This is a genomic window from Pseudomonas sp. B21-010 (assembly GCF_024749325.1).
Classification (GTDB): Bacteria; Pseudomonadota; Gammaproteobacteria; order Pseudomonadales; family Pseudomonadaceae; genus Aquipseudomonas; species Aquipseudomonas kilonensis.
Map to the genome: position 1 here is coordinate 227105 of NZ_CP087198.1, position 19194 is coordinate 246298.

The following is a 19194-nucleotide window of genomic DNA, read 5'->3' on the forward strand; positions in this document are numbered from 1 at the left end:
TGGGAGCAGCCATGCACGACCGCCCTGTGAAGGGCGGCCGTGAGGGCCCGATCAGCTGTTGTTGTGATCGACCTTGATGGTCGGGTCGCTGCCGGCGATCAACGAGTTCAGGTTCACGTTCGACCAGTTGTTGCCTTCGAGCTTGATCGTCACGTCCGGCGTCGCTGCGGCACCGTTGGCCGCATTGAACTGGCCGGAAGTGCTGACCTGCAGTGACGACACGCCATCGACCGTACTGATTTTCAGGAAGTGGTCGATGGTGCTGCCGCTTTCGCCCTGCAACAGATCCCGCAGGTCGATCCGGTCACCTTCGCCGGCGTTGAAGTTCTTGATGACGTCGGTGCCGGTGTCGCCGGACTTCCAGACAAAGGTATCGCCGCCCAGGCCGCCGATCAGGGTGTCATTGCCCTGGCCGCCGATCAGTGTGTCGTTACCTGTGCCACCGAGCAGGATGTCATTGCCCTTGCCACCGTCGAGCGTGTCGTTGCCGCCCTGGCCGAAAATGATGTCGTTGCCGGCGCCGCCCAGCAGGGTGTCATTGCCATCGTGGGCACCGGACACATCGAACGCGGTGTAGTGTTCGGTGATGTACTGGTGCACGTTGCTGGTGGTGACCTTGCTGACGTCCACGCCGTTCTGTTGGGCGACGAAAGCCTGGAGGGCCTGGTAGCCCTCGCCGGTAACGCCGTTGAAGCTCACCAGGTCGCCGAACAGGATGTCGTTGCCGCTGCCGCCGTTGACCGTGTCGGAGCCCGGCAGGGTCGCTTCGGTGTGGCCGATGATCGAGTTGGCCAGGTTGTTCGGGTCGATGTTGGTCTGCGGCGTCGAGTCCGAATCGTAGGGCTTGAGGTCGTTCAGGGTCACATCGCTGTTCAGGCCGATGGCTTCGACGGTACTCAAGCCTTTGAGCAGCGTGAAGCTGGCGGATGAGCCAGCTGCCGCGTCGAGGTAGTTCCAGTAATCGGAATAACCGTTGCCACCCAGGTTCGACAGCTCGAAAGTGCCATTGCCCTCGGCATGCACCGTGCCCACATAACTGTCGGTCCAATTCTTTCCGCTTTTGGTCGACAGGTACATCTCACCGTTTTCGTAGATGGTGTACTTGTGCGTGCCGTCGATCGTCTGGGTGTAGTACTTGCCGACGGTGTAGTTGGTTGCGCTCAGCACATCATCGAGCTTGACGGTGCCGTACAAGGTCGGGTTGGTCTGTTCACCGGTCTGGTAGAAGGTCGGTTTGCCGTCGGTAATGAAATACGTCAGGTTTTTCGCGCCGGTATTGTTCAAGGCCTGGGTGCTGTTGAAGAAGTTCGCCGTGGTCTTGAACACGTCTTCGTAGTTGGTACCGCCACCCGACACCATCGAGTCGAGCACGCCTTTGAGCAGGGTCAAGGCGTTCGGGTCGTTGAGGTTGACCGCGACCGTCTTGTTCACCTGGTTATCAAAGTCCGCCAGGAAGATGTTCACCGTCCCGGCGTTGCTGCCCATGCTTTGCTTGAGGGTGTTGAACACCGAGGTCAGCGAGGCCTTGGCCGCGGCGATGGACGAGTCGCTCATGCTGCCGGAGCTGTCGACCATGAAGGCGATGTTGTAGTTGACGCCCGGCACTACGGTCAGCCCACCAATGTCGGCGACGACGATGTCGTTGCCGTCGGTGCCGGTGACGTTGTCACTGCCCGCCGTGGCGGTGATGGCGTTGTAGGTCGCCGGGTACACGGTGACTGGGATCTGCGCCGTGGTGGTTGCCGATCCTCCGAGGGCTTCGGTGGAGGTGGAGGTCACGGTCAGATTGAGCTGGCCGTTGTAATAGGCCGGCGGCGTCAGGGTCAGGCTGCCCAGGTTCCAGCCACTGACCGATGCTTCGCCGTTGCTGCCCACGGTCGCGAAGTGGCCCACGCCGTCGCTCAGCACACTCCCTTCCGGCATGCCGCCAATCTTCACGCTCAGGCTTTCGGAGCCGTCGGTGTCGGTCAGGGCGGTGGTGATTTTCGACAGGTGCACGCTGGTGCCTTCGGCGCCTTCGTTGAGCTTGAAGCCGTCGTAGTAGCCTTCGCCGTTGGTGCCGTGCAGGTCGGAGACGGTCACGCCAGCATTCGCCAGGTCGGTCACGCCGGTGTAGAGCGGCACGCCGGCACTGCTCAGGTCTACAGGCGTGCCGCCGTTGACCGACAGGTTCACGTCATAGCTACCGACACCGTGCTGATTGTGGTGGTAGATGTCCAGGGTGTAGTAGCCGCTGGTGGTCGGGGTGAACGAACCGTTCAACTGGCCGCCCGCACCCCAAGTGGTTGCCGCGGCGGTTTTGCCGCCGATGGTGACCAGCAGGCTGTCATCGCCCGTGCCGCTGAAGGTGTAGGTCTTGCCGGCTTCGAGGAAAATCAGGCCCGAGGTTTTCGACGCAGTGCCCACGTTCACGTTACCGTCGGACTGCACGTTGGTCACGTTGGTGCTGCTGTTCGGCGTGCCGGCGGCATCGATCACCGACTTGAGCGTGCCGGACGGCGCGCCGCTGCCATCGGTGCCCAGGCCCGACAGGCCGGTCCAGACTTCCTTGATCAAACCGGTGGAGGTCACGTTGTTGCCGGCCACGTTGAGGGTCGGTGCGTCGGCGACTGGCGTGATGTCGATCTTCACGGTGCTGGTATTGCCCAGTGCCTGGCCGTCGGTTGGCTGGAACTTGACCTGTGCGTAGTCGGCCTGGTTGTTGCCCGTGCTGCTGCCAACATAACCATTGGCGCCGGATTCGTTGGCGTCCGGAGTGAAGCGCAGCTTGCCGGCGTCGATGTCAGCCTTGGTGAAGGTCTGGTTGTTGGCCACGTCTTTCCAGGTTGCACCGTCCAGATACTGCAACTTGCCATCGGCCGGCAGCTCGGTGATTTTCACACCCAGGCTGGTGGCGGAACTGTCCACGTCGCTGATGCCGAACGTCGACCAGCCGAGGAGCAGTGAAGTGTCTTCGGTACCGGTCACCGCGCCGCCAGTGGCCACTGGCGCGTCGTTGACCCCGACCACGTTCACGGTGGTGGTGGCGGTGTTGGAGTAGCTTGCGCCGTCGGTCACCGTCACGGTGATGATGCGCGGTACGGTGCTCGGATCTTCGCTGTTGTTGATGAAGCTGATGTTCTTGATCTGCTGCATGTAGTCGGCCAGCGTCGCATTGCCCGTCAGCGTCAGGACGACCTTGCCGTCGGTGCTGTTGGCGTTGATGCTGATGCCGTTGACGCTGTTGCCCAGGTTCAGCGCATCGCCAGGCTGACGGTTGGTCAGCACGATGGTCGCGCCGGTCAGCATGGTGCTGTCCGGGTCAGTGATGCTCAGGTCGGTGTCGGCGATGGACACGCCCGGGCCGGTGGTGCCTTCGGTGAAGGTCACCTGGTAATCGGCGCCGGTCTTGCCGCTGGAGTTGTTGGCGTCCAGGTCGAGTGCCGGTGGCGCATCGTTGTCGATGATCGAGGTGCTGACGCTGCCATTGGTGCCGCTGACCGCCAGGTGCTCGAAGTTGCCACCGGTGGCCGAGTCGATCTTGACCACGAAGTTTTCGGTGCCTTCGGTGATCTTGTCGTCCAGCGTTGCCACGTTGAAGGTGGCGCTGGTGGCGTTGGCCGGGATCTTCACGGTGTAGACACCGGTGAAGTCCGTGCCATCGGCGGCGGTGCCGCTGTAGACGATCTTGAGCGTCACCTCGGTTTGCGCCGGGTTCGTCAGGCTGACGGTATAGGTGGCCGCCTGGCCTTCGGTGACCGACGTGCTGCCGGTGATGCTGACGGTGGTGTTGTCGATGGTGTCGGTAACATCGGGCGTGGTGCTCGGAACCAGGTTCTCGAAGTTGCCGCCAGTAGCCTTGTCGATGCTGACTTCAACTTTGCCAGCGTCTTTGTAGACATCGTCTTTTGGCGCATCGACGGTCACGGTGCCAGTGGTGGCGCCGGCGGCGATGTTGATGACGGCGCCGTTGCTCAAGGTCACAGTGACAGGCGAGTCAGCGGCGTTGGTCAGGGTAGCGGTGTAAACGATGGAGCCGCCTTCGGCCACAGTGTCAGTTGCCGAGAGTGTCAGGCCAGTGGTGTCCTGGGTGTCCGTGACGGTGGTGTCGGCAGGCTTGCCGTCGATGTCCAGTTTTTCGTAGTTGCCGCCCTGGGCGTCGTCGATCTTCACGCTCAGGTTGTCGCCGCCAGCGAGGGCGTCGTTTGGTGTCACGAAGTTCACGGTGCCGCTGCTGGCGCCAACCGGAATGGTGATGGTCTGGCCGTTGCTCAACGTCACGACGAGCGGGGCATCAGTGACCGGTGCATTGACCGAGGCGGTGTACACCACGGTGCCGCCTTCCGCGACGGTGGACGTTGCGGTCAGGCTCACGGTCGAGGTGTCGATGGTATCGGTAACGTCAGTCACCGCAGGCGTGGTGCTCGGAACCAGGTTCTCGAAGTTGCCGCCAGTGGCTTTATCGATGCTGACTTCAACTTTGCCAGCGTCTTTGTAGACGTCGTCTTTTGGCGCATCGACAGTGACGGTGCCGGTGGTGGCGCCCGCAGCGATGTTGATGACGGCGCCGTTGCTCAGGGTCACAGTGACAGGTGAGCCAGCGGCGTTGGTCAGGGTGGCGGTGTAAACGATGGAGCCGCCTTCAGCAACGCTATCGGTTGCACTCAAGGTCAGGCCGGTAGTGTCCTGTACATCGGTAACGGTGGTGTCGGCAGGCTTGCCGTCGATGTCCAGTTTTTCGTAGTTGCCGCCCTGGGCGTCGTCGATCTTCACGCTCAGGTTGTCGCCGCCAGCGAGGGCGTCGGTTGGTGTAACGAAGTTCACCGAAGCGGAGCTGGCGCCGACTGGGATGGTGATGGTCTGGCCGTTCGACAGGGTGATAACCAACGGAGCTTCGGTCACGGGTGCATTGACCGAGGCGGTGTAAACCACGGTGCCGCCTTCAGCGACGGTGGACGTTGCGGTCAGGCTGACGGTCGACGTGTCGATGGTGTCAGTGACATCAGTCACCGCTGGGGTGGTGTTCGGAACCAGGTTCTCGAAGTTACCGCCAGTGGCGTTGTCGATGCTGACTTCGACTTTGCCGGCGTCTTTGTAGACGTCGTCTTTTGGTGCGTCGACGGTCACGGTGCCGGTAGTGGCGCCAGCAGCGATGTTGATCACCGCGCCGTTGCTCAAAGTCACAGTGACAGGCGAGCCAGCGGCGTTGGTCAGAGTGGCGGTGTAGACGATCGAGCCGCCTTCGGCCACAGTGTCAGTTGCCGAGAGCGTCAGGCCAGTGGTGTCCTGGGTGTCTGTGACGGTGGTGTCGGCAGGCTTGCCGTCGATGTCCAGTTTTTCGTAGTTGCCGCCCTTGGCGTCATCAATCTTCACGCTCAGGTTGTCGCCGCCGGCGAGGGCGTCGTTTGGTGTAACGAAGTTCACCGAAGCGGAACTGGCACCGACCGGGATGGTGATGGTCTGGCCGTTCGACAGGGTGATAACCAACGGAGCTTCGGTCACGGGTGCATTGACCGAGGCGGTGTAAACCACGGTGCCGCCTTCAGCGACGGTGGACGTTGCGGTCAGGCTGACGGTCGACGTGTCGATGGTGTCAGTGACATCAGTCACCGCTGGGGTGGTGTTCGGAACCAGGTTCTCGAAGTTACCGCCAGTGGCGTTGTCGATGCTGACTTCGACTTTGCCGGCGTCTTTGTAGACGTCGTCTTTTGGTGCGTCGACGGTCACGGTGCCGGTAGTGGCGCCAGCAGCGATGTTGATCACCGCGCCGTTGCTCAAAGTCACAGTGACAGGCGAGCCAGCGGCGTTGGTCAGAGTGGCGGTGTAAACGATGGAGCCGCCTTCGGCCACAGTGTCAGTTGCCGAGAGCGTCAGGCCAGTGGTGTCCTGGGTGTCTGTGACGGTGGTGTCGGCAGGCTTGCCGTCGATGTCCAGTTTTTCGTAGTTGCCGCCCTTGGCGTCATCAATCTTCACGCTCAGGTTGTCGCCGCCGGCGAGGGCGTCGTTTGGCGTAACGAAGTTCACGCTACCACTGCTGGCGCCGACCGCGATGGTGATGGTCTGGCCGTTGCTCAACGTCACGACGAGCGGGGCATCAGTGACTGGTGCGTTGACCGAAGCGGTGTAAACGACAGTCCCACCTTCGGCCACAGTTGAAGTCGCGGTGAGCGAAACGGTGCTGGTGTCGATAGTGTCAGTGACGTCAGTCACCGCTGGGGTAGTGCTCGGAACCAGGTTCTCGAAGTTACCGCCAGTGGCGTTGTCGATGCTGACTTCGACTTTGCCGGCGTCTTTGTAGACATCGTCTTTTGGTGCGTCGACGGTCACGGTGCCGGTGGTGGCGCCTGCTGCGATGTTGATCACCGCGCCGTTGCTCAGGGTGACAGTCACTGGCGAGCCGGCGGCGTTGGTCAATGTTGCGGTGTAAACGATCGAGCCGCCTTCAGCAACGGTATCGGTCGCACTCAAGGTCAGGCCGGTAGTGTCCTGCACATCGGTAACGGTGGTGTCGGCAGGCTTGCCGTCGATGTCCAGTTTTTCGTAGTTACCGCCCTGGGCGTCGTCGATCTTCACGCTCAAGTTGTCGCCGCCCGCGAGGGCGTCGTTTGGCGTAACGAAGTTTACCGAAGCGGAGCTGGCGCCGACTGGGATGGTGATGGTCTGGCCGTTCGACAGGGTGATAACCAACGGGGCTTCGGTCACGGGTGCATTGACCGAAGCGGTGTAAACCACGGTGCCGCCTTCAGCGACGGTGGACGTTGCGGTCAGGCTGACAGTCGACGTGTCGATGGTGTCAGTGACATCAGTCACCGCTGGGGTAGTGCTCGGAACCAGGTTCTCGAAGTTACCGCCAGTGGCCTTATCGATGCTGACTTCAACTTTGCCAGCGTCTTTGTAGACGTCGTCTTTTGGTGCGTCGACGGTCACGGTGCCAGTGGTGGCGCCAGCAGCGATGTTGATCACCGCGCCGTTGCTCAAGGTGACGGTCACTGGCGAGCCGGCGGCGTTGGTCAATGTTGCTGTGTAAACGATCGAGCCGCCTTCGGCGACGCTATCGGTTGCACTCAAGGTCAGGCCGGTAGTGTCCTGCACATCGGTAACGGTGGTGTCGGCCGGAGTGGCGTCGATGTCCAGTTTTTCGTAGTTACCGCCCTTGGCGTCGTCGATCTTCACGCTCAGGTTGTCGCCGCCCGCGAGGGCGTCGTTTGGCGTAACGAAGTTCACGCTGCCACTGCTGGCGCCGACCGCGATGGTGATGGTCTGGCCGTTCGACAGGGTGATAACCAACGGGGCTTCGGTCACGGGTGCATTGACCGAAGCGGTGTAAACCACGGTGCCGCCTTCAGCGACGGTGGACGTTGCGGTCAGGCTGACAGTCGACGTGTCGATGGTGTCAGTGACATCAGTCACCGCTGGGGTAGTGCTCGGAACCAGGTTCTCGAAGTTACCGCCAGTGGCCTTATCGATGCTGACTTCAACTTTGCCAGCGTCTTTGTAGACGTCGTCTTTTGGTGCGTCGACGGTCACGGTGCCAGTGGTGGCGCCCGCAGCGATGTTGATTACAGCGCCGTTGCTCAAGGTGACGGTCACTGGTGAGCCGGCGGCGTTGGTCAGGGTGGCGGTGTAAACGATGGAACCGCCTTCGGCGACAGTGTCAGTTGCCGAGAGCGTCAGGCCAGTGGTGTCCTGGGTGTCTGTGACGATGGTGTCGGCAGGCTTGCCGTCGATGTCCAGTTTTTCGTAGTTGCCGCCCTTGGCGTCATCAATCTTCACGCTCAGGTTATCGCCGCCTGCGAGGGCGTCGTTTGGCGTAACGAAGTTCACGCTACCACTGCTGGCGCCGACCGCGATGGTGATGGTCTGGCCGTTCGACAGGGTGATAACCAACGGAGCTTCGGTCACGGGTGCATTGACCGAGGCGGTGTACACCACGGTGCCGCCTTCGGCCACCGTCGAAGTCGCTGTGAGCGAAACGGTGCTGGTGTCGATGGTGTCAGTGACATCAGTCACCGCCGGCGTGGTGTTCGGAACCAGGTTCTCGAAGTTACCGCCAGTGGCGTTGTCGATGCTGACTTCGACTTTGCCGGCGTCTTTGTAGACATCGTCTTTTGGTGCGTCGACGGTCACGGTGCCGGTGGTGGCGCCTGCTGCGATGTTGATCACCGCGCCGTTGCTCAGGGTGACAGTTACTGGCGAGCCGGCGGCGTTGGTCAGAGTGGCGGTGTAAACGATGGAGCCGCCTTCGGCGACAGTGTCAGTTGCCGAGAGCGTCAGGCCGGTAGTGTCCTGCACATCGGTAACGGTGGTGTCGGCCGGAGTGCCATCGATGTCCAGTTTTTCGTAATTGCCGCCCTGGGCGTCGTCGATCTTCACGCTCAGGTTGTCGCCGCCCGCGAGGGCGTCGTTTGGCGTAACGAAGTTTACCAAAGCGGAACTGGCACCGACCGGGATGGTGATGGTCTGGCCGTTCGACAGGGTGATAACTAACGGGGCTTCGGTCACGGGTGCATTGACCGAAGCGGTGTAAACCACGGTGCCGCCTTCAGCGACGGTGGACGTTGCGGTCAGGCTGACAGTCGAGGTGTCGATGGTATCGGTAACGTCAGTCACCGCAGGCGTGGTGCTCGGAACCAGGTTCTCGAAGTTACCACCAGTGGCTTTATCGATGCTGACTTCGACTTTGCCAGCGTCTTTGTAGACGTCGTCTTTTGGCGCATCGACAGTGACGGTACCGGTAGTGGCGCCAGCAGCGATGTTGATCACCGCGCCGTTGCTCAAGGTGACGGTCACTGGCGAGCCGGCGGCGTTGGTCAATGTTGCGGTGTAAACGATCGAGCCGCCTTCGGCGACGGTATCGGTTGCACTCAAGGTCAGACCGGTAGTGTCCTGCACATCGGTAACGGTGGTGTTCGCCGGAGTGGCGTCGATGTCCAGTTTTTCGTAGTTACCGCCCTGGGCGTCGTCGATCTTCACGCTCAGGTTGTCGCCGCCCGCGAGGGCGTCGTTTGGTGTAACGAAGTTCACCGAAGCGGAGCTGGCACCGACTGGAATGGTGATGGTCTGGCCGTTGCTCAACGTCACGACGAGCGGGGCATCAGTGACTGGTGCGTTGACCGACGCGGTGTAAACGACAGTCCCACCTTCGGCCACAGTTGAAGTCGCGGTGAGCGAAACGGTGCTGGTGTCGATAGTGTCAGTGACGTCAGTCACCGCTGGGGTAGTGCTCGGAACCAGGTTCTCGAAGTTACCGCCAGTGGCCTTATCGATGCTGACTTCAACTTTGCCAGCGTCTTTGTAGACGTCATCTTTTGGCGCGTCGACAGTCACGGTGCCAGTGGTGGCGCCTGCTGCGATGTTGATGACGGCGCCGTTGCTCAGGGTGACAGTCACTGGCGAGCCGGCGGCGTTGGTCAATGTTGCGGTGTAAACGATCGAGCCGCCTTCAGCAACGGTATCGGTCGCACTCAAGGTCAGGCCGGTAGTGTCCTGCACATCGGTAACGGTGGTGTCGGCAGGCTTGCCGTCGATGTCCAGTTTTTCGTAGTTACCGCCCTGGGCGTCGTCGATCTTCACGCTCAAGTTGTCGCCGCCCGCGAGGGCGTCGTTTGGCGTAACGAAGTTTACCGAAGCGGAGCTGGCGCCGACTGGGATGGTGATGGTCTGGCCGTTCGACAGGGTGATAACCAACGGGGCTTCGGTCACGGGTGCATTGACCGAAGCGGTGTAAACCACGGTGCCGCCTTCAGCGACGGTGGACGTTGCGGTCAGGCTGACAGTCGACGTGTCGATGGTGTCGGTAACGTCAGTCACCGCTGGGGTGGTGCTCGGAACCAGGTTCTCGAAATTACCGCCAGTGGCGTTGTCGATGCTGACTTCGACTTTGCCGGCGTCTTTGTAGACGTCGTCCTTCGGCGCATCGACGGTCACTGTGCCGGTGGTGGCGCCCGCAGCGATATTGATCACCGCGCCGTTGCTCAAGGTCACAGTGACAGGTGAGCCGGCGGCGTTGGTCAGAGTGGCGGTGTAGACGATCGAGCCGCCTTCAGCAACGCTATCGGTTGCACTCAAGGTCAGACCGGTAGTGTCTTGCACATCGGTAACGGTGGTGTCGGCCGGAGTGGCGTCGATGTCCAGTTTTTCGTAATTGCCGCCCTGGGCGTCGTCGATCTTCACGCTCAGGTTGTCGCCGCCCGCGAGGGCGTCGGTTGGTGTAACGAAGTTCACCGAAGCGGAGCTGGCGCCGACTGGGATGGTGATGGTCTGGCCGTTGCTCAACGTCACGACGAGCGGGGCATCAGTGACTGGTGCGTTGACCGACGCGGTGTAAACGACAGTCCCACCTTCGGCCACAGTTGAAGTCGCGGTGAGCGAAACGGTGCTGGTGTCGATGGTGTCAGTGACATCAGTCACCGCCGGCGTGGTGTTCGGAACCAGGTTCTCGAAGTTGCCGCCAGTGGCCTTATCGATGCTGACTTCAACTTTGCCGGCGTCTTTGTAGACATCATCTTTTGGTGCGTCGACAGTCACGGTGCCGGTAGTAGCACCCGCAGCGATGTTGATCACCGCGCCGTTGCTCAAGGTGACGGTCACTGGCGAGCCGGCGGCGTTGGTCAATGTTGCGGTGTAAACGATCGAGCCGCCTTCGGCCACAGTGTCAGTTGCCGAGAGTGTCAGGCCAGTGGTGTCCTGGGTGTCTGTGACGGTGGTGTCGGCAGGCTTGCCGTCGATGTCCAGTTTTTCGTAGTTGCCGCCCTGGGCGTCGTCGATCTTCACGCTCAGGTTGTCGCCGCCCGCGAGGGCATCGTTTGGCGTAACGAAGTTTACCGAAGCGGAGCTGGCGCCGACTGGGATGGTGATGGTCTGGCCGTTGCTCAACGTCACGACGAGCGGGGCCTCGGTGACCGGTGCGTTGACCGAGGCGGTGTAAACGACAGTCCCACCTTCGGCCACCGTCGAAGTCGCGGTGAGCGAAACGGTGCTGGTGTCGATGGTGTCAGTGACATCAGTCACCGCCGGCGTAGTGCTCGGAACCAGGTTCTCGAAATTACCGCCAGTGGTGTTGTCGATGCTGACTTCAACTTTGCCGGCATCTTTGTAGACGTCGTCTTTTGGTGCGTCGACAGTCACGGTGCCGGTAGTGGCGCCAGCAGCGATGTTGATCACCGCGCCGTTGCTCAAGGTGACGGTCACTGGCGAGCCGGCGGCGTTGGTCAATGTTGCGGTGTAAACGATCGAGCCGCCTTCGGCGACGCTATCGGTTGCACTCAAGGTCAGGCCGGTAGTGTCCTGCACATCGGTAACGGTGGTGTCGGCCGGAGTGGCGTCGATGTCCAGTTTTTCGTAGTTACCGCCCTGGGCGTCGTCGATCTTCACGCTCAGGTTGTCGCCGCCCGCGAGGGCGTCGTTTGGCGTAACGAAGTTTACCGAAGCGGAGCTGGCGCCGACTGGGATGGTGATGGTCTGGCCGTTCGACAGGGTGATAACCAACGGGGCTTCGGTCACGGGTGCATTGACCGAAGCGGTGTAAACCACGGTGCCGCCTTCAGCGACGGTGGACGTTGCGGTCAGGCTGACAGTCGACGTGTCGATGGTGTCAGTGACATCAGTCACCGCTGGGGTAGTGCTCGGAACCAGGTTCTCGAAGTTACCGCCAGTGGCCTTATCGATGCTGACTTCAACTTTGCCAGCGTCTTTGTAGACGTCGTCTTTTGGTGCGTCGACGGTCACGGTGCCAGTGGTGGCGCCAGCAGCGATGTTGATCACCGCGCCGTTGCTCAAGGTGACGGTCACTGGCGAGCCGGCGGCGTTGGTCAATGTTGCGGTGTAAACGATCGAGCCGCCTTCGGCGACGCTATCGGTTGCACTCAAGGTCAGGCCGGTAGTGTCCTGCACATCGGTAACGGTGGTGTCGGCCGGAGTGGCGTCGATGTCCAGTTTTTCGTAGTTACCGCCCTTGGCGTCGTCGATCTTCACGCTCAGGTTGTCGCCGCCCGCGAGGGCGTCGTTTGGCGTAACGAAGTTCACGCTGCCACTGCTGGCGCCGACCGCGATGGTGATGGTCTGGCCGTTCGACAGGGTGATAACCAACGGGGCTTCGGTCACGGGTGCATTGACCGAAGCGGTGTAAACCACGGTGCCGCCTTCAGCGACGGTGGACGTTGCGGTCAGGCTGACAGTCGACGTGTCGATGGTGTCAGTGACATCAGTCACCGCTGGGGTAGTGCTCGGAACCAGGTTCTCGAAGTTACCGCCAGTGGCCTTATCGATGCTGACTTCAACTTTGCCAGCGTCTTTGTAGACGTCGTCTTTTGGTGCGTCGACGGTCACGGTGCCGGTGGTGGCGCCTGCTGCGATGTTGATCACCGCGCCGTTGCTCAGGGTGACAGTCACTGGCGAGCCGGCGGCGTTGGTCAATGTTGCGGTGTAAACGATCGAGCCGCCTTCGGCCACAGTGTCAGTTGCCGAGAGTGTCAGGCCAGTGGTGTCCTGAGTGTCCGTGACGGTGGTGTCGGCAGGCTTGCCGTCGATGTCCAGTTTTTCGTAGTTGCCGCCCTGGGCGCCGTCGATCTTCACGCTCAGGTTGTCGCCGCCCGCGAGGGCGTCGTTTGGTGTAACGAAGTTCACCGAAGCGGAGCTGGCGCCGACTGGGATGGTGATGGTCTGGCCGTTCGACAGGGTGATAACCAACGGGGCTTCGGTCACGGGTGCATTGACCGAGGCGGTGTAAACCACGGTGCCGCCTTCGGCCACCGTCGAAGTCGCGGTGAGCGAAACGGTGCTGGTGTCGATGGTGTCAGTGACATCAGTCACCGCCGGCGTAGTGCTCGGAACCAGGTTCTCGAAATTACCGCCAGTGGTGTTGTCGATGCTGACTTCAACTTTGCCGGCATCTTTGTAGACGTCGTCTTTTGGTGCGTCGACAGTCACGGTGCCGGTAGTGGCGCCAGCAGCGATGTTGATCACCGCGCCGTTGCTCAAGGTGACGGTCACTGGCGAGCCGGCGGCGTTGGTCAATGTTGCGGTGTAAACGATCGAGCCGCCTTCGGCGACGCTATCGGTTGCACTCAAGGTCAGGCCGGTAGTGTCCTGCACATCGGTAACGGTGGTGTCGGCCGGAGTGGCGTCGATGTCCAGTTTTTCGTAGTTACCGCCCTGGGCGTCGTCGATCTTCACGCTCAGGTTGTCGCCGCCCGCGAGGGCGTCGTTTGGTGTAACGAAGTTCACCGAAGCGGAGCTGGCACCGACTGGAATGGTGATGGTCTGGCCGTTGCTCAACGTCACGACGAGCGGGGCATCAGTGACTGGTGCGTTGACCGACGCGGTGTAAACGACAGTCCCACCTTCGGCCACAGTTGAAGTCGCGGTGAGCGAAACGGTGCTGGTGTCGATAGTGTCAGTGACGTCAGTCACCGCTGGGGTAGTGCTCGGAACCAGGTTCTCGAAGTTACCGCCAGTGGCCTTATCGATGCTGACTTCAACTTTGCCAGCGTCTTTGTAGACGTCATCTTTTGGCGCGTCGACAGTCACGGTGCCAGTGGTGGCGCCTGCTGCGATGTTGATGACGGCGCCGTTGCTCAGGGTGACGGTCACTGGAGAGCCAGCGGCGTTGGTCAGGGTGGCGGTGTAAACGATGGAACCGCCTTCGGCCACTTCGGTAGACGCGGACAGGCTCAGGCCAGTGGTGTCCACCGAATCGGTAATCGTGGTGACCGCAGGCACAGTGCTCGGCACCAGACTCTCGAAGTTGCCACCGGTCGCACCGGTGATGGTGGTGCTGACGGTGCTGCCGTTGTTGTAGACGTCATTAGCCTGCGTCTCGACGTTGACGGTCCCGGTAGTCTGGCCTGCAGCGATGGTGATGACCGAGCCATTGCTCAAGGTCACGGTCACCGGCGTCTGGGCCGGGTTGGTCAGCGTCGCGGTGTAAACAATCGAACCGCCTTCGGTGATGGATTCGCTGGCGCTCAGTGTCAGGCCAGTGGTATCCGCCGAATCAGTAATCGTGGTGACCGCAGGCGCAGTGCTTGGGACCAGGTTTTCGAAGTTGCCACCGGTCGCACCGGTAATGGTGGTGCTGACGGTGCTGCCGTTGTTGTAGACGTCATTAGCTGGCGTCTCGACGTTAACGGTGCCAGTGGTCTGGCCTGCAGCGATGGTGATGACCGAGCCATTGCTCAAGGTCACGGTCACCGGCGTCTGAGCCGGGTTGGTCAGCGTCGCGGTGTAAACAATCGAACCGCCTTCGGTGATGGATTCGCTGGCGCTCAGTGTCAGGCCAGTGGTATCCGCCGAATCAGTAATCGTGGTGATCGCAGGCGCAGTGCTTGGGACCAGGTTTTCGAAGTTGCCACCGGTCGCACCGGTGATGGTGGTGCTGACAGTGCTGCCGTTGTTGTAGACGTCATTGGCTGGCGTCTCGACGTTGATGGTGCCAGTGGTCTGGCCGGCGGCGATGGTGATGACCGAGCCATTGCTCAAGGTCACTGTCACCGGCGTCTGGGCCGGGTTGGTCAGCGTCGCGGTGTAAACAATCGACCGCCTTCGGTGATGGATTCGCTGGCGCTCAGTGTCAGGCCAGTGGTATCCGCCGAATCAGTAATCGTGGTGACCGCAGGCGCGGTGCTTGGGACCAGGTTTTCGAAGTTGCCACCGGTCGCACCGGTAATGGTGGTGCTGACGGTGCTGCCGTTGTTGTAGACGTCATTGGCCGGTGTCTCGACGTTAACGGTGCCAGTGGTCTGGCCTGCAGCGATGGTGATGACCGAGCCATTGCTCAAGGTCACTGTCACCGGCGTCTGGGCCGGGTTGGTCAGCGTCGCGGTGTAAACAATCGAACCGCCTTCGGTGATGGTTTCGCTGGCCGTCAGTGTCAGGCCAGTGGTATCCGCCGAATCGGTAATCGTGGTGACCGCAGGCGCAGTGCTTGGGACCAGGTTTTCGAAGTTACCGCCGGTTGCGCCGGTAATCGTAGTGCTGACGGTGCTGCCGTTGTTGTAGACGTCATTGGCCGGCGTCTCGACGTTGACGGTGCCAGTGGTCTGGCCTGCAGCGATGGTGATGACCGAGCCGTTGCTCAAGGTCACGGTCACCGGAGTCTGGGCCGGGTTGGTCAGCGTCGCGGTGTAAACAATCGAACCGCCTTCGGTGATGGTTTCGCTGGCCGTCAGTGTCAGGCCAGTGGTATCCGCCGAATCAGTAATCGTGGTGACCGCAGGCGCAGTGCTTGGGACCAGGTTTTCGAAGTTGCCACCGGTCGCACCGGTGATGGTGGTGCTGACAGTGCTGCCGTTGTTGTAGACGTCATTGGCTGGCGTCTCGACGTTGATGGTGCCAGTGGTCTGGCCGGCGGCGATGGTGATGACCGAGCCATTGCTCAAGGTCACGGTCACCGGCGTCTGGGCCGGGTTGGTCAGAGTCGCGGTGTAGGTGATCTGGCCGCCTTCGGTGATGGTTTCGCTGGCGCTCAGTGTCAGGCCGGTGGTGTCGGTCGAATCGGTAATCGTAGTAACGGCAGGTGCGGTGCTCGGCACCAGACTCTCGAAGTTGCCACCGGTTGCGCCGGTAATGGTGGTGCTGACGGTGCTGCCGTTGTTGTAGACGTCATTAGCCGGTGTCTCGACGTTGACGGTCCCGGTAGTCTGGCCTGCAGCGATGGTGATGACCGAGCCATTGCTCAAGGTCACGGTCACCGGCGTCTGGGCCGGGTTGGTCAGCGTTGCGGTGTAAACAATCGAACCGCCTTCGGTGATGGATTCGCTGGCGCTCAGTGTCAGGCCAGTGGTGTCCACCGAATCAGTAATCGTGGTGACCGCAGGCGCAGTGCTCGGCACCAGGTTTTCGAAGTTGCCACCGGTTGCGCCGGTAATCGTAGTGCTGACCGTGCTGCCGTTGTTGTAGACGTCATTAGCCGGCGTCTCGACGTTGACGGTCCCGGTAGTCTGGCCTGCAGCGATGGTGATGACCGAGCCATTGCTCAAGGTCACTGTCACCGGAGTCTGGGCCGGGTTGGTCAGCGTCGCGGTGTAAACAATCGAACCGCCTTCGGTGATGGATTCGCTGGCGCTCAGTGTCAAGCCAGTGGTGTCCACCGAATCGGTAATCGTGGTGACCGCAGGCGCAGTGCTTGGGACCAGGTTTTCGAAGTTGCCACCGGTCGCACCGGTGATGGTGGTGCTGACAGTGCTGCCGTTGTTGTAGACGTCATTGGCTGGCGTCTCGACGTTGACGGTGCCAGTGGTCTGGCCGGCGGCGATGGTGATGACCGAGCCATTGCTCAAGGTCACGGTCACCGGCGTCTGGGCCGGGTTGGTCAGGGTCGCGGTGTAGGTAATCTGGCCGCCTTCGGTGATGGTGTTGCTGGCCGTCAGGGTCAGGCCAGTGGTATCCGCCGAATCGGTAATCGTGGTGACCGCAGGCGCGGTGCTCGGCACCAGGTTTTCGAAGTTGCCACCGGTTGCGCCGGTAATGGTGGTGCTGACGGTGCTGCCGTTGTTGTAGACGTCATTAGCTGGCGTCTCGACGTTAACGGTGCCAGTGGTCTGGCCGGCGGCGATGGTGATGACCGAGCCGTTGCTCAAGGTCACGGTCACCGGGGTCTGGGCCGGGTTGGTCAGGGTGGCGGTGTAGGTGATCTGGCCGCCTTCGGTCACGGTGTTGCCCGCCGTCAGGGTGACGGTGGTGGTGTCGATGGTGTCGGTGATCTGGGTCACGGCCGGCGTGGTGGGCACGGTCACGGCAATGCCAGTGCCACCGGTGGTGCCAGTGACGGTCACACTGATCTGGCTTGGGTCGTTGTAGACCGTGTCATTCGGCGCGAGTGGAACGTTGACGCTGCCGGTCAGTTGACCCGCCGGGATCACGATCACCGCGCCGTTGGACAAGGTCACGGTCAGGTTGGTCTGCGGAGCCTGGGTCACGGTCGCGGTGTAGACCAACACGCCGCCGGCCTCGGTCAGGGTCGGCGTGGCGCTCAGGGTCATCGTCGCATTGAGCACGGCGTTGGCGGTCGTATTGGCCGTGGTATCGCCACCCAGGGTGTTGTTACCGGTGGCGGCAGCCGCAGCAAGGCCTTCCGTTGGGAAACCGACAGTAGGGTCGACGCTACCAGCGGTGGCATCCAGCACCACAAAGCTGTGGCCGCCACCGGCGGCACCACCCGTACCTGCGGCAGTTGCGCCGGCGGCGGTGGCTTCCAGGGCGGTCGTCGGGTCGACGCCCGCGGCGATGGCTTGTTGCAGCTCTTCTACTGACGGCGCGGCCTGGGCTGTGGCCTGTTCAAGATCGGTGGACGAGTCCGGGGCATTGGCGCTCCACTGGGTATCGCGGCCCAGGTCCAAGGTGCGGCCATCGGCCAGATCCAATGTGACGGCGCCAGAAGGGCCAGTGTCCAACTGATCGCCCGTGTACAGGCGATCACCTTCAATGAGTACGCGCCGGATGCCCTCTGGGGATACGACGAAAACCTGACCAACAATGCTTTTGACAACGGCAATAACACTGCTCATTGAAGACTCTCCGGGTGCCACGCTCAGTAGACTTCCATGGACCCGGCAGCGTGTAGGCAGCAGCGGTCTGGACGTTCATGTTTCACAAAGTAAGGTTATTTGACGCTTTTGCGTGTCAATATTTTGACTGTGATTTTTCAAACATTTTGTTTGTGCCAAACTATTGACCTTAAGCCGGCCATCCTAAACAATCATTGGCGTAATGTCACATTGATATTTAAGCGGCGACCTGTTCTTTCGGTGCGTGTTCCAGCTCCTGTTTTGAACTTTCCGACATACGGTCATTCCGGTTGCCATCATCCGATGCAGCGCCACGTTTCGCTGTGATCCAAGACAAGTGTTTCAGGAAGAAATCCACCATGCGTCTGCACCTGTTCAAGGCTTTACCCTTTGCCCTCGCCGCCAGTTTCGTACAAGCACAAACCTTGCCGCAGGCCATGCAACAGGCGCTGGATGTCCATCCTGAAATCCAGGCCGGCGTGAACAGTCGCCTCGCGGCGGATTACCAACTCAAGGCGGCCAAGGGCGGCTACCTGCCTAGAGTGGACCTGGCAGCCGGATACGGCCGTGAAGGCACCGACAGCGTCACCACCCGGTCGGGCGGGACCAATCATTGGGAAACCCTGAACCGCAGCGAGTCGAGCCTGCGCCTGTCGCAAATGGTTTTTGACGGTTTTGCGACGTCCAGCGAAGTTGGGCGTCAACAAGCCACCGTCAATGCCCGTGCCTATTCGTTGCTGGACACATCCGAGCGCACCGGTCTGACGGTGGCCCAGGTCTACCTGGACGTGCTGACCCGTCGCGAGTTCGTGCGCCTGGCCGAGGAAAACCTCAAGAGCCACGAGCGCATCTTCGACCAGATCAAGCTGCGCACTTCCCGCGGCGTGGGCAGCGGCGCCGACCTGGACCAGGCCGAAGCGCGCATGGCCCAGGCCCGCAACAACCTGATCACCGAACAAACCAACCTGGCCGATGCCGAGACCAATTACCTCAGCGCCGTCGGCCAACTGCCTGATCAACTGGAGCGTCCAGCCGATTTTCTGGCGCTGCTGCCGGCCAACCTGACCGAAGCCCGCGCCCAGATGCTGGAAAACAGCCCGGTGCTGCGTTCGGCCGAAGCCGACATCGCCGCGACCGAGCAACAGTACGAAGCCGCCAAATCGAGCTTTTACCCACGTTTCGACGCCGAACTGGGCCGCACTGCCGACAACGACCTGGACGGCCAGAACGGTCACAACAATGAATGGCAAGCCATGCTGCGCATGCGTTTCAACCTGTATGCCGGCGGCAGCAACAAGGCGGACCTGGAATCCAAGTCGTACCTGTCCAACCAGGCCCTGGACATTCGCAACAACGCGCTGCGCCAGTTGAACGAAGAGCTGGGCCTGGCCTGGAACGCTTTGAACAACGCCAACGCCCAGGTGCCGGTCGCCCAGCAATACGTGGATCGCAGCGCCAACGTGCGCACCGCCTACCAGAAGCAGTTCAGCCTCGGCGAGCGGACCCTGCTCGACTTGCTCGACAGCGAAAACGAGCTGTTCAGCGCTTCCCGTCGCCTGGCGGAAATCAAGAATGTGCAGCTGTTCACCCAGTACCGGATCAAGGCAACCATGGGCCAGCTGTTGAAAAGCCAGGGTGTGGTCGCACCGTTGGCATCGGTTGTGCAGAACGACATGAAGCCCAAGGTTCAGTTGCCTGGGATGAATTGAGT

General features: G+C 61.2%; 4 protein-coding genes. 1 reads left to right on the plus strand and 3 read right to left on the minus strand.

Annotated features, from left to right (window positions below):
- Nucleotides 1–51 precede the first annotated feature (51 nt).
- From LOY50_RS01060 to LOY50_RS01065, 3 genes are all read right to left on the minus strand, one after another.
- Nucleotides 52–14469: a beta strand repeat-containing protein gene (locus tag LOY50_RS01060; protein ID WP_408980830.1), complete on the minus strand. Its 14418-nt coding sequence runs from the start codon at nt 14467–14469 to the stop codon at nt 52–54.
- Nucleotides 14470–14489: 20 nt separating this feature from the next.
- Nucleotides 14490–17483: a beta strand repeat-containing protein gene (locus tag LOY50_RS29000; protein WP_408980831.1), complete on the minus strand. Its 2994-nt coding sequence runs from the start codon at nt 17481–17483 to the stop codon at nt 14490–14492.
- Between the two features lie 217 nt (nt 17484–17700).
- A complete protein-coding gene (locus LOY50_RS01065; RefSeq protein ID WP_158265820.1) occupies nt 17701–17844 on the minus strand; it encodes a hypothetical protein in 144 nt (47 codons plus the stop codon).
- On the opposite strand from LOY50_RS01065, the gene LOY50_RS01070 reads away from it, so the two are divergent.
- The gene (locus tag LOY50_RS01070; RefSeq protein WP_214511046.1) at nt 17843–19192 is read left to right on the plus strand and encodes a TolC family outer membrane protein; all 1350 of its coding nucleotides are present in this window, start codon (nt 17843–17845) and stop codon (nt 19190–19192) included. The genes LOY50_RS01065 and LOY50_RS01070 overlap by 2 nt on opposite strands.
- The last annotated feature ends 2 nt before the right edge of the window (nt 19193–19194 follow it).

Bases quoted from the DNA above. Each gene is read 5' to 3' on its own strand.
- LOY50_RS29000 (WP_408980831.1), bottom strand. From the start codon at position 17,483: ATGAGCAGTGTTATTGCCGTTGTCAAAAGCATTGTTGGTCAGGTTTTC.
- LOY50_RS01065 (WP_158265820.1), bottom strand. From the start codon at position 17,844: ATGGTGGATTTCTTCCTGAAACACTTGTCTTGGATCACAGCGAAACGT.
- LOY50_RS01070 (WP_214511046.1), top strand. From the start codon at position 17,843: ATGCGTCTGCACCTGTTCAAGGCTTTACCCTTTGCCCTCGCCGCCAGT.